12 protein-coding genes and 1 other annotated feature are annotated in these 14,377 nt (G+C 47.3%); of the genes, 1 reads left to right on the top strand and 11 read right to left on the bottom strand.

The window, feature by feature from the left end; translation table 11 throughout:
- Window positions 1-121 precede the first annotated feature (121 nt).
- The 4 genes from MHH91_RS14020 to MHH91_RS14035 all read right to left on the bottom strand — a co-directional run bounded on the left by MHH91_RS14020 (window position 122) and on the right by MHH91_RS14035 (window position 6,135).
- The gene (locus tag MHH91_RS14020; RefSeq protein ID WP_013353065.1) at window positions 122-1,123 is read right to left on the bottom strand and encodes an SPOR domain-containing protein; all 1,002 of its coding nucleotides are present in this window, start codon (window positions 1,121-1,123) and stop codon (window positions 122-124) included.
- 126 nt (window positions 1,124-1,249) lie between these two features.
- The gene (locus MHH91_RS14025) at window positions 1,250-2,002 is read right to left on the bottom strand and encodes a prepilin peptidase (protein WP_013353066.1); all 753 of its coding nucleotides are present in this window, start codon (window positions 2,000-2,002) and stop codon (window positions 1,250-1,252) included.
- A gap of 139 nt (window positions 2,003-2,141) precedes the next feature.
- Complete coding sequence (locus tag MHH91_RS14030) at window positions 2,142-3,434, bottom strand: bifunctional folylpolyglutamate synthase/dihydrofolate synthase (RefSeq protein WP_013353067.1); 1,293 nt, start codon at window positions 3,432-3,434, stop codon at window positions 2,142-2,144.
- A 58-nt stretch (window positions 3,435-3,492) separates the two neighbouring features.
- Window positions 3,493-6,135 carry a valine--tRNA ligase gene (locus tag MHH91_RS14035; protein ID WP_013353068.1) on the bottom strand — a complete coding sequence of 881 codons (2,643 nt, stop codon included), beginning with the start codon at window positions 6,133-6,135 and terminating at the stop codon, window positions 3,493-3,495.
- Window positions 6,136-6,193: 58 nt separating this feature from the next.
- Window positions 6,194-6,415, bottom strand: a binding site (T-box leader).
- A gap of 170 nt (window positions 6,416-6,585) precedes the next feature.
- On the opposite strand from MHH91_RS14035, the gene MHH91_RS14040 reads away from it, so the two are divergent.
- Window positions 6,586-6,777, top strand: a complete 192-nt coding sequence (locus MHH91_RS14040; protein WP_013353069.1) for a hypothetical protein — start codon at window positions 6,586-6,588, stop codon at window positions 6,775-6,777.
- 14 nt (window positions 6,778-6,791) lie between these two features.
- On the opposite strand, the gene ysxE is transcribed toward MHH91_RS14040, so the two are convergent.
- The 7 genes from ysxE to MHH91_RS14075 all read right to left on the bottom strand — a co-directional run bounded on the left by ysxE (window position 6,792) and on the right by MHH91_RS14075 (window position 14,377).
- Complete coding sequence (gene ysxE / locus MHH91_RS14045) at window positions 6,792-7,814, bottom strand: spore coat protein YsxE (RefSeq protein ID WP_013353070.1); 1,023 nt, start codon at window positions 7,812-7,814, stop codon at window positions 6,792-6,794.
- A 33-nt stretch (window positions 7,815-7,847) separates the two neighbouring features.
- Window positions 7,848-9,371 carry a LysM peptidoglycan-binding domain-containing protein gene (locus MHH91_RS14050; RefSeq protein ID WP_340978123.1) on the bottom strand — a complete coding sequence of 508 codons (1,524 nt, stop codon included), beginning with the start codon at window positions 9,369-9,371 and terminating at the stop codon, window positions 7,848-7,850.
- Between the two features lie 132 nt (window positions 9,372-9,503).
- The gene (gene hemL / locus MHH91_RS14055) at window positions 9,504-10,793 is read right to left on the bottom strand and encodes a glutamate-1-semialdehyde 2,1-aminomutase (RefSeq protein WP_013353072.1); all 1,290 of its coding nucleotides are present in this window, start codon (window positions 10,791-10,793) and stop codon (window positions 9,504-9,506) included.
- 28 nt (window positions 10,794-10,821) lie between these two features.
- Complete coding sequence (gene hemB / locus MHH91_RS14060) at window positions 10,822-11,796, bottom strand: porphobilinogen synthase (protein ID WP_088613212.1); 975 nt, start codon at window positions 11,794-11,796, stop codon at window positions 10,822-10,824.
- A 2-nt stretch (window positions 11,797-11,798) separates the two neighbouring features.
- A complete protein-coding gene (locus tag MHH91_RS14065; RefSeq protein WP_013353074.1) occupies window positions 11,799-12,581 on the bottom strand; it encodes a uroporphyrinogen-III synthase in 783 nt (260 codons plus the stop codon).
- Entirely contained in the window at window positions 12,571-13,512 is a 942-nt protein-coding gene (hemC, locus tag MHH91_RS14070) for a hydroxymethylbilane synthase (protein WP_013353075.1), read from the bottom strand. Before hemC ends, MHH91_RS14065 begins: the two co-directional genes overlap by 11 nt.
- A 34-nt stretch (window positions 13,513-13,546) precedes the next feature.
- Window positions 13,547-14,377, bottom strand: coding sequence for a cytochrome c biogenesis protein (locus tag MHH91_RS14075; RefSeq protein ID WP_007408154.1), 831 nt, complete (start codon window positions 14,375-14,377; stop codon window positions 13,547-13,549).

Consider the following 14,377-nt stretch of genomic DNA (forward strand, 5'->3'; position numbering starts at 1 on the left):
TTGCTTAAGAAAAAAAGATACTCGTCTATCCTACCAAATCAAGTGGACAACCACAATTTCAGAAAAATAACTTTTTGATGACAAAATAAAAAATCCCGCCGCATGACGGGAGAAAGAAATATTATTTTACAATGCTTAAAAGCTCTTTCTGGGCTTTCCAGCCGGATTCGGAACCGGACGTTTCCAGTTCTTTCAGCGCTTGAAGGACGGCCTCTTTCTGCTTTTTGTCAGCGGCGGCTGCGCCGTCTGCCGCTTTGGCTGCTTCAGCCACATCTGATTTTGAAATATCTTTGCCGGTAATTGCTTTGGCCGAGAGCTCAGATGCTAGTTTAAAAGAGTCTTCCAAGCCTGAATCGACCGCAAAGCTGAGCTCTTTTCCGCCCCATGCCTCAAAATCATGGTCTATCAGCGCCTGACCCAATTGCTGTGATAAGCTTTTTTCCGCTGCAAGACCGGCGATCACGTATGTGTATCCGTCTTCTTTTGCCAGAGAGACGGCCGAGTAACCTTTTTCAGTCAGCTGGTCAACGAGCGTTTGCGCTCCTTTTTCTGATGAAAATTTACCGGCCTGCACCGCATATGTTTTATAGTTTCCCTCTGACTCTTCCGCATTTCCTGTGGCGCTTGTTTCTTGCTTGTCTTTTGATACATCTCCCGCTTTCACCGTCTGCCCTTGTGAACCTTTGTCGGCGGAAGCTGGAGCAGCGGCTTCTTTACTTCCCGACATATTTAAGGCGACGAGGCCGAGCCCGGTGCCTAAAACAGCCGCAACGGCAATTGTCGTGACCGCTTTTTTTACGGGAGAAGACGGCTGCTTCTTTTTCGGAAAATGAGGGCCTGTGTTTTTCTTTTGATATGGCGGGACGACTTTCGGGTCATCTTCAAATACCTCCTGATTCTTCTCATCATCCCAATTGAAATCTTCTTCCTTCGGATCTTCATGGGAAGCTGCGATCTCCTGCTCCGCCTTCTTTGTTTCTTCCCAATTTGAAAATGTGACGGTTTTCTCCCCGCCTTCATTCACATCTTCTTGTCCATACATCGTTTCTTCTTTTCCGTTAATCGTTACTTTAAGGGCATTGTTTTTGGCTTTGCTGTTCTTTTTGCTCTTCCTTTTTTTCAACGTCTCTTCCCCCTTGCATTCGTCTTGGCCGTACCTTGAACTGATCATGGTTCACACTTTAGCATAGGCGAAAAAAAAAAGAACAAGACTTTTGTCGTCTTGTCCAAAAAACGTTCGCCAAATTTTTCAAGCTCCTCCGGAAGCGAGTTTGATGTAAAACGAAAACAGTTCTTCACCGTATAAATAACTCACAGCGCTCCCGGCCGCGATGGCGGGCGCAAACGGGAAAGGCTGCTTTTTACCAAGCCTGCCGCCCGCTGCGGCGCACATCCCGTATACGGCTCCGATTATAACGGAAAGAAAGAATGCAATGAGTACGAGCTTCACGCCGAGCGCAAGGCCGATGACCCCAAACAGTTTCACATCACCTGCACCGATGCCTCCTTTACTGACAAACATAATAAAAATAAGCAGAAAAAATCCGCAAACGGCTCCGGCAAACCCCGCATACCATGAATCCAGCGGAGAAAAAATACGGCCGACGATGAGAAGCGGCAGAAAAAACAGCAGAACCTTGTCAGGAATCAGCATATATTGCAGATCTGTCACGGTAACAATCATTAATAGAGACAGAAATAACAGCGCGACTAACAGTTCTCTTGAGAAACCGAAATGAATACCGGCAGCCGTAAATAAACATGCCGTCCAGCATTCCGCCGCCGGATACATAATCGACAGCTTCCCACGGCAGTTTCTGCATCTCCCTTTTTGCAGGACATAAGAAACGACGGGCACCAGCTCACCCCAGGAGAGCGGCAGGCCGCAAAAGGAACAGGATGAGCGCGGCGAAATAACCGAGATCCGAAGCGGGATACGGCACGCTGCTGTATAAAAAAAAGAACCGAAAATCAAACCGAGCAAAAACAGAATCAAAAGCACTCAGACCACACCTTTTCTATCAATCTGGCTCAGATTGTAGCATAGAAAAACATCATGCCTGAAATGGCTGAAACTATATTTTCCTCATAAAAACACCCGGCAAAACCGTAAAATGGTTTGCCGGGTATCCGAAGAGCTGTCAGATAAGCCGCTTTCTCATTTCTGAAATAAAATATAAGGATCCGGTAATGATGATGACATCATCCGTTCCGTCTTTTTGCTTAATCCATTCTGTCACACTGTCCGGGTTTTCATCGAAGCTTTTGTTCGCAAGACTGCTTGCATTGTAAAGGTCTTTTGCGCTTGAAGCACGCGGAAAATCAAATGATACAAAATGAATGGAGTCTGCTTCGGTTTCAAGCTTTTTAATCATTTCCTGATACGGTTTGTCTTTTAATGCGCTGAATACGACATGGATGTTTTTATCAGCAAAGCGCTGCCTGATCGTTTCTGTCAGCGTTTCAACGCCCTCTTCGTTATGCGCACCGTCTGCAAATACTAAAGGGCGGCTTTGAAGCCGTTCAAATCGGCCCGGCCACGAAGCCTTTTTCAGACCGTTTCGCAATGCTTCTTCAGAAATGGCGGCGACTGTCAGGCGATTCAGCCATTCAGCGGCCAATATCGCCAATGCCGCATTCTGCCTCTGATGAATGCCGATCAGCGACGTTTGAATGTTATCATAGCAGTTCGTTTCCGTTTCCAGCGAAAAGCTTTCACCGTACGGAAGCGCCGCTTCATTAAAAAGTCTGCACGTTTTATATAGCGGCTGGCACGGAGCCTGCTTCTTTTCGGCTTCCGCTTCAATAACGCCGAGTGCTTCCGGCTGATTGACGCCCGTTATGACAGGAATGGCTTTTTTGATAATACCGGCTTTCTGCCCGGCGATCTCCTCGATGGTATTGCCTAAAATCGCCATATGATCATGCCCGATACTTGTAATGACCGACAAGAGCGGTTTCACTATATTGGTTGAATCAAATGTGCCGCCCAGCCCCGCTTCAAAAATGACAAAATCGATATCATCCCGCTTCGCAAAATATAAAAATGCACACGCTGTAATGATTTCAAATTCTGTCACCGTTCCGGCATCGGTCTTATCGAGCTCATCGACTATCGGTTTTATTTCATTAACGAGCGCTCTCCATTCCTCATCAGAAATCGGCGTGCCGTTGACGCTGATACGCTCATTGAACGTAATGATGTAAGGAGATGTGAATGTGCCGACCGTATAACCGGCTTCCTGAAGCACGGATCGGATAAAAGAGACGGTTGATCCTTTACCGTTTGTGCCCGCCACATGAATGGCGCGGATGTTCTTTTCCGGGTGTTCCAATTTTTCCATCAGCCTTTCCATACGGAGAAGGCCCGGCTTAACGCCGAACTTGAGTCTGCCGTGAATCCAGCTGATCGCTTCTTTGTACGTCTTAAACAATGAAATCCCCTCTTTTATACGACAAGGCGGTTTCTTAGGAAACCGCCCCGCTGGTTTATCAGCCTTTCAGCTCTGCAATCCGCTGCCGGACAGCTTCGCGTTTCGCCGTGTAGTCTTTCTCTTTTGCGCGTTCTTCTTCAATGACATGCTCAGGAGCTTTTTTAATGAATCCTTCGTTGCCGAGTTTTTTCTGAACGCGTTCGACTTCTTTTGTCAGCTTGTCGAATTCTTTTTGCAGACGGGCGATTTCCTCATCAATGTTAATCAGCCCTTCAAGCGGCAGAATGACTTCCGCTCCGGTAACGACTGCTGTCATCGCTTTGTCTGCCGCAGTGATATCCGTCCCGATTTTCAGCGTGCTCGGATTCGTGAAACGCTCAACGTAAGAACGGTTCTTCTCAAGGCGGCCGGCAATGTCTTCCGTAGATGTTTTAATGTAAAGCTCAACCTGCTTGCTCATCGGGGTGTTGACTTCGCTCCGGATATTGCGGACAGAACGGATTAATTCAACAAGCAGTTTCATATCAGCAGCCGCCTCTTGATCCGTATGTTCCGGCACCGGAACCGGCCAAGAGCTGATCGTGATTGACTCGCCTTCATGAGGAAGGTGCTGCCAAATTTCCTCCGTTAAGAACGGCATAAACGGGTGAAGAAGGCGCATCGTTTGGTCAAGCACGTACGCCAGGACAGAGCGGGTTGTTTTCTTCGCCGCTTCATCTTCACCGTACAGCGGAAGCTTCGCCATTTCAATATACCAGTCGCACACATCGTCCCAGATAAAGTTATACAGGTGGCGTCCGACTTCTCCGAATTCATAACGGTCCGCAAGCTGGGTTACATCTTCAATCGTTTCATTCAGTCTTGTGAGAATCCACTTATCAGCAACTGATTTCTCACCGGACAGATCAAGCTCGTCATACGTCATGCCGTCCATGTTCATTAAGGCAAAACGGGAGGCGTTCCAAATTTTATTTGCGAAATTCCATGTAGATTCCACTTTTTCATAGCTGAAACGGAGATCCTGCCCCGGTGAACTTCCGGTTGCCAGGAAATAGCGGAGGGAATCCGCTCCGTACTTGTCGATGACATCCATCGGATCAACACCGTTCCCAAGGGATTTACTCATTTTTCTGCCCTGCTCGTCACGGATTAAGCCGTGAATCAGCACGTCTTTGAACGGGCGCTCACCGGTAAACTCAAGACCTTGGAAAATCATCCGGGATACCCAGAAGAAGATGATGTCATACCCTGTCACAAGAACATCGGTTGAGTAATACCGCTTAAAGTCTTCAGCGTTTTCATCAGGCCAGCCCATTGTAGAAAACGGCCAAAGCGCGGAGCTGAACCATGTATCAAGCACGTCTGAATCCTGTTCCCAATTTTCGCTGTCTTCAGGCGCCTCAAGGCCGACATACACTTCTTTGGTTTCTTTATGATACCAAGCCGGGATGCGGTGGCCCCACCACAGCTGACGGGAAATACACCAATCACGGATGTTTTCCATCCAGTGGAGATACGTTTTCTCGAAACGGTCAGGAACAAAGTGAACTTTCTCTTCTTTTGACTGAAGGTCAACCGCCGCATCTGCCAGCGGCTGCATTTTGACAAACCATTGTGTGGACAGGTACGGCTCAACAACGGCGCCGCTTCTCTCACTGTGGCCGACAGAATGCATATGGTCTTCGATTTTAAAGAGAACGCCTGTCTCCTGGAGATCTTTGACGAGTTTTTTGCGGCATTCAAACCGGTCCATGCCGTTATATTCGAGCGCTTTTTCATTCATTGTTCCGTCTTCATTCATGACAAGAATCCGCTCTAAATTGTGTCGGTTTCCGAGTTCAAAATCATTCGGGTCATGGGCTGGCGTGATTTTAACGGCTCCAGATCCGAATTCCATATCAACATAATCATCGCCGACGATCGGAATTTCGCGGTTTGTAATCGGCAGAATCACCGTTTTACCGATCAAGTGCTTGTAGCGCTCATCTTCAGGATGAACCGCGACAGCCGTGTCGCCAAGCATCGTTTCCGGACGGGTGGTCGCGATTTCAATTGAGCCTGAACCGTCTGCTAACGGATAGCGCAAATGATAAAACGCGCCCTGTACGTCTTTGTAAATCACTTCAATATCGGATAAAGCCGTTTTTGTGGCAGGGTCCCAGTTGATGATATATTCGCCTCTGTAAATCAAGCCTTTTTCGTACAATTTGACGAATACTTCACGCACGGCTTTGTTCAGCCCTTCATCAAGAGTGAAACGTTCGCGCGAATAATCGAGTCCAAGTCCCATTTTGGCCCATTGGCTGCGAATGAAATCAGCATACTCTTCCTTCCACTTCCATGTTTCTTCAAGAAATTTTTCGCGTCCAAGGTCATAGCGGCTCGTGCCCTGTTCGCGGAGTTTCGCTTCGACTTTTGCCTGAGTGGCGATGCCGGCATGGTCCATCCCCGGAAGCCAGAGCACGTCATAGCCCTGCATGCGTTTCATACGCGTAACGATATCTTGCAGCGTCGTATCCCACGCATGACCGAGGTGAAGCCTGCCCGTCACGTTCGGCGGCGGAATGACGACAGAATACGGCTGTTTCGTTTGATCGCCGCCCGCTTCGAAATATTTTCCTTTCAGCCAAAAATCATAGCGGCCTTTTTCTATCGCAGACGGATCATATTTTGTCGGCATTGTTTGTTCGTTTGTATCCATAATAACCCTCCAGCATGTTTAGAAATGGCTGAGCAACTAAAAAAGAGCCTTCATCCTGATAAAGGACGAAAAGCTCTTTCGCGGTACCACCTTTTTTCATGAACAGATCTGTTCATGCACTTAAACGGATAACGGGTGCGGCCCGAATTTCTCTACTGTATGTTCAAGAAATTATGCTCCCGGGCGACCTTCCAATGAGACGGCATAAGAAGCCTTTCAGCACAGTAGCTTCTCTCTCTTCATGCGTCTTTCTTGTACTCTTCCCGTTCAAAGCAGGTGTATTCTATCAGCTCATGATCTTATTTATTATGTTCTTTATTATAGTAAAAGTGTTTTTGATTCGTCAATCATCTTTTCCAAAAACCGCTGCCGTCATACATAAATGGGCATGCACCCCGCCCTTTTACGCACATACGATACAAAGAAAGGCGAATGTGAGGAGGAATTGCCGTGAAAAAAAGATTCAATTCTTATTCGCTCCCCCAGTGGGCCAGACAGGTCCGCCTTGTATCCGCGCAAGTCATTATACCGATTACGATCTTTCAGGGAATCAGGACGATTTTCTTTCCGACGACTTTTGATGTCCTTCTGCTTGCCATCCTGCTGTTTTTAGCGTGCGCCCTGCATTTGGAATGGATATAAAAAAACGAGTCCCGTTATGAAGAGGACTCGTTTTCCGCCTTTATTTTTTTCTCCTGCTCAATCTGATACACCTTCATGAGAAATGGTTCAACATTTTTCATCTGCCAAAACGCCCTTAATAATTGCGAGCACTCTTCTTTTTCAGAGCCCCTTTGAGCGGTCTGATACCGTTTCAGCACTTTGTACATGCCGGACGGATAAGCCATATAGCTGAGAAACAGGCTGATTTCCGCTTCACGGAGCGGAAATGATTTATGATACGTATAAAACCAGTCAAGACACTCCGGACACGCTTTCGGATAGCTTCTGAACAATCTGGAATAAAAGCCGAGCAGATCATTTTGCGGAGGGCCCAGCGCAGCTTTCTCGAAATTGGTGAAAAAGCCCGCTCCCACGTCATTATATAGAAAATGGCGGCTCGATAAGCTGCCGTGATTGATCACCGCTCTCGTCTTATCAAGATCCTTTGCCGCTTCGAACCACTCCTCCAGACGCTCCAGAGCAAAATTGACGGCGGACACCGTTTCTGTAAGATACGTAACGGCCTGCAGTTCAAAAGGAGAAAGGTACCACTCTTTTTCCGCCCGGTCGGCAAATTGTTCATAGACGAGCTTATCATTTTCCCAATCTCTTTTCGTTACTTCATAAAAGCCGCTGATATCTTCAGTACTGATTTGGATGTCCCGCACGGTCGCGGAGTGGAGCTTCGCAACCTCTTTAAAAAGGTAAACATGCTTTTGATCCAGTTCTTCTTCCTGATCGTACTGAAGCCAAGGCATTAAATAATAAGAATCCTCCGTCTGGCTTCCGGCAAAAAAATCGCCTGCATGCGTGCGGTAGATCGGAACAAATGAACGGTAGCCTTTCTCCTCAATCTCAATCATATGATCCGTAAAATCATTGCTGCGGGCCGGCTTGAGCTGTTTCAAAGCAAAAATGCCGTGGTTTGAGTAGACTTTCCATACATGCGGGCTGACAGGCTCAATATACTCAGCCGCCAGCCCGTATTCCTGAAGCACTGATTGGACTGCTTCCATTCCATTCACCACATTTTTACGGCCTCTTTGTGCTTACGCATGGCTGTTATTATATTCAGGTATATACAGAAGCTGACCTTCTTCAAGCTCGTCATCAAACGATAAAGAATTCGTTCTGATAAGCTGCTGGGATGTGATGTCATATCGTTCGCACACCCGATCGATTGTATCTTGCTGCTGTACAATGCAAATTTTCATTCTCGAAAACTTTTCTTCTTCTCTTGTAAATAATTTTGTCAAATAATGAGAGTTGTCATTTTCCTTCTGATCCGTTTTCGGTGCCGGTTCTTCATTCTCTCTTTCGGACTTAAGCGGCTCAGGCCGTTCAGATGCCGCCGGTTCTTCAGGCGGCAGTTTGGAAAACTGAAAAGACAAATCAAGAGGTTCCCCGGTTTCCTCCTCCGGCTGCGCCATCTTCCTTACCTCAATTTCAAACCCTTCATCAGCCTGGGTTTCTTCCTCAAGAAACTTAGGAGCGCTGTAAAATTCCTCTTCCCGCGGTTCCGGAACGAACTCGCGATAAGCGGGCTCCTGTTCTTCTTCAAAAACCGCAGGCTCCTCTTCGTCTTCTGTCTCCTCTTGATCACTCTGACGGAGAAGCGGTTCGGCCTCTGGCTGCTCTTCTATTTCAAGGGCGGGCTGTTCCTCAACCTCTGTTTTTTCTGCATGCGGGGTCAGAGTAAAAGCAGGGGAAACCGGTTCAACATCATCCTTTGGCTCTTCCAGCACTTCCGCTGCATCATCCTCAGATACAGGCTCATTCCTTTCAGCCGACATGATTGCAGGCTCCTCAGCTTCTTCCGGCTCTTCTTCGTCTTGGACGGCAGCGGGAGGAGGAGGCTCAGTAATTGAAACAGGTTCCGGCACCTCTTCCAGCCTCAGAACAGGGGCGGTTTCCTCATCCTCCTCTTTTTCTTCTTCCTCTTCCTGCCTGAGTATAGGCGGAGTCTCTTCCTCATTCTCCACGGTTTCTTGTATTGCTTCTTCTTCCGATACACTCAGCGGCTCTTCAGGAATCTGACGTATCATTAATTCTGGTTCATTTTCTTCCTCGGAACGATGTTCAGCAAGATTGATCATTTCTTCTCTGGAAAATTCAGGCGCCACATACAGAGGGATTTCCGGCTCTTTTGGCTCGGTTTCCTCAAGCAGTCCTTCAATTGCCAAATCAGCCTGAATGGTTAAGATTCTTGAATCCGTCAACTGATAATCAAAGGCATCAATAAAAACGAAAACATCATTGAGGTGGCTCACTTTATTTTTCGGAATCGTGATGTCTACCGGGAAACAATGAAGGAGCTCTGCAGTGCCATCCTCCCTTGCCCTCACTTCCTCTACATGTCTCAGCTCTCTATCAAGCTCTTCGAAATGACTGCTGTGATCTATGTTGTAATCGCCAGTAAGTTCTAATGATCCTTTAATTGAGACATAATCATTTACTTCCTGCACCCTGATATCAGGGTCTAATGAAATCGAAAGTAATTCAGAAACTTCCTGTCCTTTTTGGAAACAGATTGATTCTTCAACAGAAAATTGCAACCGGTGATTATGCGGCAAGTTCATATCCTCCTTTCATCTAATCCATACAATTAGATGTCACTAAAGGTGTATGCCGCAATCCGGATAAATATGATAAAGGAGGCATTGAAAAAAGCCGATACAAGACTTGCTTGCATCGGCTTTTCGGTATCAGCGGCTGATAGTCTGGAACACTTTCTCAGCGGCTTGAATGGTTTTTTCAATATCCTCCATTGTATGCGCAGTGGAGAGAAACAATCCTTCAAATTGAGACGGCGGAAGAAATACGCCTGCGTCAGCCATCCCTTTATAATATTTGGCGAACAGCTTTAAATCAGATGATTTAGCTGTTTCATAGTTAATGACAGGCTCATTTGTGAAAAAGAATCCGATCATTGAGCCCGCACGGTTAAACGTGTGCGGAATGCCATGTGCTTCAGCGGCTTTGGAAATGCCTTCTTCAAGCATATCGCCTTTTTTCACAAATTCTTGGTAAGATTCAGGTGTGAGCTGCTGTAACGTCTCAAGTCCCGCTGTCATGGCAAGCGGATTTCCCGACAATGTTCCCGCCTGATAGATCGGACCGCTCGGAGCGATTCGTTCCATGATTTCGGCTTTGCCGCCATACGCACCGACAGGAAGACCGCCGCCGATGACTTTGCCGAGACACGTTAAGTCAGGCGTCACGCCGAAATATCCTTGCGCACAGTTATAGTCCACGCGAAAACCGGTCATGACTTCATCAAAAATTAACAGCGCGCCATTTTGTTCCGTGATGTCACGAAGCCCTTGCAAAAAGCCTTCCTGCGGCGGAACAACGCCCATATTGCCGGCTACCGGCTCAACAATGACCCCGGCGATATCTTCACCGTACTCACGGAATGCGAGTGCAACGCTTTCCAAGTCGTTATACGGAACGGTAATCGTATTCATCGCGATTCCTTCAGGCACACCCGGGCTGTCAGGAAGGCCGAGTGTCGCCACCCCGGATCCCGCTTTGATCAGCAGCGAATCACCGTGGCCGTGATAACACCCTTCGAATTTCAAAATTTTATTGCGGCCGGTATATCCTCTTGCCAGACGAAGAGCGCTCATTGTCGCCTCTGTTCCGGAGCTGACCATCCGTACGATTTCAACAGACGGCACACGGTCAATGACCAATTTGGCCAGTTCGTTTTCCACTTCAGTAGAAGCTCCGAAACTTGTTCCGTTTTCCGCGACCTTTTTCAGGCTTTCAACGACGCGGTCGTTGGTGTGGCCCAAAATGAGCGGACCCCAGCTCAGCACATAGTCGATATATTCATTGCCGTCAATATCAAAAATTTTCGATCCTTTGCCGCGCTGCATAAAAATCGGGTCCATATCAACTGATTTAAATGCGCGCACCGGGCTGTTCACTCCGCCCGGCATCAGTTTCTGTGCTTCTTTAAAAGCGGATTTTGATTTTTCATAGTTTCTCATCTGCCTCAGCTCCCGTCAAATGAAATTCTTATTCAGCAAGCCATTTTGCTGCGTCTTTTGCATGATACGTCATAATGAGGTCGGCACCTGCACGTTTCATGCTCGTTAAAATTTCAAGCACCATTTCTTTTTCTTTAATCCAGCCGTTTTGGGCTGCAGCTTTCACCATAGAATACTCCCCGCTTACATTATAAGCGACCAGCGGCAGGTGATGGCGGTTTTTCACATCACGCATAATATCTAAGTATGACATAGACGGTTTGACGATTAAAAAGTCAGCGCCTTCTGCAGCGTCTGATTCAGCCTCACGGAGCGCTTCCAAGCGGTTGGCCGGATCCATCTGATATGTTTTTCGGTCGCCGAACTGCGGTGTGCTGTCAGCCGCGTCGCGGAACGGACCGTAAAATTCACTTGAATATTTCACGGCATAGGACATGATCGGAATATTTGTGAATCCTTCTTTGTCAAGCGCTTCTCTGATCACTGTGACAAAACCGTCCATCATGTTTGAAGGAGCGATGATATCAGCGCCGGCTTTAGCCTGGCTGACGGCTGTCTGCGCCAGCAGTTCAAGCGACTCGTCATTCAGGATTACTCCGTCTTTCACAACGCCGCAATGGCCGTGATCCGTATATTCACAGAGGCATGTATCAGCGATTACGATCATTTCAGGATAATGCTTTTTAATTTCAGCAATCCCTTTTTGCACAATGCCGTGATCGTGAAAAGCCTGAGTTCCGCAGTCGTCTTTTTCTTCCGGCACGCCGAAAACGATGACCGACTTAATGCCGAGTGATATGAGCTCAGCCATTTCATCCTTTAATAAATCGAGTGACACATGATAAACCCCCGGCATGGAAGGAACTTCTTTTTTTCCTTCAAGCCCTTCAACGACAAATAAAGGGTAAATAAAATCTGAAGGGTGAAGGCGTGTTTCTCTTACTAAATCTCTCATCGCAGCGTTCGCGCGCAAACGGCGGTGTCTGTTAAATGTTTGATTCATCATTATCTATCCTTTCCCGACATGCTGCACATGACGTCCAGCATGCCTTCAATCGTATAGGTGTCAGGCACATGGGATGAGATCCCGTATTCCAATAGCGCTTTTTCCGTCAAAGGGCCGATGCTGATATAGCTCGCACCGCTGTTTTCCAAAGTTTTTTTTTCGTCTCCGACCGCATGCATAAACGTATGCACCGCCGAAGAACTGGTAAACGTAATAAAATCAAAATGAGAGCGGGATGCAGCCTGTCTCAGCTCGTCCATTCCTTTTTCATCCTGAATGGTATTGTACAGCACCCATTCCCTTATTTGATAGCCAAGCGGCTCAAGCTCCGCTTTTATGACATCGCGTGATAAATTGCCCTTTATCACTGAAATGGGTTCGGCAGCTGATGCGTGCCGCTTTAATGTATCAGCCAGACATTCAGCCACATACTCATCAGGCATCGCATCCGTCCCGGCTCCCCGCTCTTTAAGGGCGCGCGCAGTCTTTTCACCGACGGCTGCGATTTTTTTCCGTCCCGAAAGCGCAAGGCCGTGCTCATCGAGGTAGGAAAAAAAGAACCGGACACCGTTTACGCTTGTAAAAACAAGCCACCCCGGCTCAGAAAGGTCTTCCCGGAGACTGTCCGCACATTCACCCGGGAGCGCTTCCTGAAAAGCGATCAGCGAAGCGGAAACAGCCGTTCCGCCGAGCGCCTCCACTTTTTTTCGGAACGGGGCGGCCTGTCTTTTGTTCCGGGTGACAAGCACGGTCTTTCCTTGTAAAGGAAGGTCATTTGCCATCCTGATCGAGCTCCTGTTTTACGCTGTCGATTAATGCTTTGGCTCCTTTTTCAGACATCATCGCCGCACAGCGTTTCCCGATTTCTTCCGGATCATGTCCCGCCGCTGTTTCTTTATAAATCGTCTTACCGTCCGGAGACGCAACAAGACCGACCAATTCAACCTCATCCCGGTCATTGACGGACGCATACCCGGCAATCGGCACTTGGCAGCCGCCTTCCATCGCGTGCAAGAAAGCCCGTTCGGCTGCCACCGTGCGTTTCGTATACTCATCGGTGAATTGCGCAAACAGCTTCAAAAGCTCCTCATCCGACTCTCTGCATTCAATGGCAAGAGCGCCTTGGCCTACCGCAGGCAGACAGCGGTCCGGTTCGAGGAATTCAGATACGACATCATCTTTCCAGCCCATTCTTGAAAGACCCGCAGCAGCTAAAATAATAGCATCATAATCTTCCGTCTCAAGCTTTTGAAGTCTCGTATCTATGTTGCCTCTGATCCATTTAATAGTAAGATCAGGGCGCTCAGCAAGAATCTGGGCGCTTCTTCTTAAACTGCTCGTGCCGATGATGCCGCCTTCTTTTATGTCGTCCAGCTTTTGATGCCCCTTGGAAATCAGCGCATCACGCGGGTCCTCACGTTTCGGTATGCAGCCGATGACCAGACCTTCAGGCAAAACAGCAGGCATGTCTTTCATGCTGTGGACCGCCATATCAATCTCCTGATGTAACAGCGCCTGTTCAATCTCTTTGACAAACAGACCTTTGCCGCCCACTTTTGACAGTGTGACATCAAGGATGCGGTCGCCTTTTGTGACAATCTCCTGAATTTCAAAGTTATACGAAGGATTCAATTCCTTTAGTTTGTTAATCACCCATTTTGTCTGGGTCATAGCCAGTTTGCTCCGTCTGGAACCTACCTTAATCGTTCTCATTTTCTTTCCTCCCGAATCTGTTTGGCGCGTGACGTTAACTGAACCAATGGAATTGCGATAGGCTTCCGAGCAGGAAGTAATTAATCATCAGCACGAGAAAACATGCTGAATTCCATAACGCCGCCACTTTTCCCTGCAGTTCCTTAATCATTCTGATATATAAATAGTAGCTGTATAAAAGCAGCACAATAAACGAGCCGAGCACTTTTGAATCAAACCAGTACAGCGTTTCCAGAGACACATACGCCCAGATTACGCCTAAGATCAAACTTAACAGCAGCATCGGAACTCCGATGACATTCAAAACGTAAGCCATATAATCAAGTTTTGACAAATCTTCAATTCTCAACAGCCATTTTCCCCATTTTTTCTTCTTTAATAAAGAATATTGAAATTGATAAAGAAGCGAAAAGACAAAAGAAAGGGAAAAGGCGCCGTATGAGAGAATCGCCATTGTGATATGAATGACCAAAAGCTCTGAGACCAGCTGGCCGGAAAAAGCTGCCGAATGCTGATCAGTCGGTGAAAACGTGTGGATCGCGATCATCGAGAAACCGATGACATTCGTGAAAAACACGATAAAATCAACCCGCAGAATCTGCGTGACAACAAGTGAGAGCGTAACAAGCACCCACGCATAAAAGTAAAGGGCCTCTGTAATATTTAAGACCGGAAATCTCCCCGTCTGCCACATAAAATAAGAAAGATAGACGGTTTGCAGAGTCCAGACAATAGAAAGCAACCAGAAGGCCATTTTCCCAGCCTTCCGGTTGTGTTGAAGAAAATCTATAAAGTAAAAAAGGACGCTTACTGCATAAATAACAATTGTCGCTTCATTAAGTCTTGCCATTGCTGTATCAATCAT

Origin of the sequence: Bacillus sp. FSL K6-2819 (assembly GCF_038008305.1) — a bacterium.
GTDB lineage: Bacteria > Bacillota > Bacilli > Bacillales > Bacillaceae > Bacillus > Bacillus amyloliquefaciens.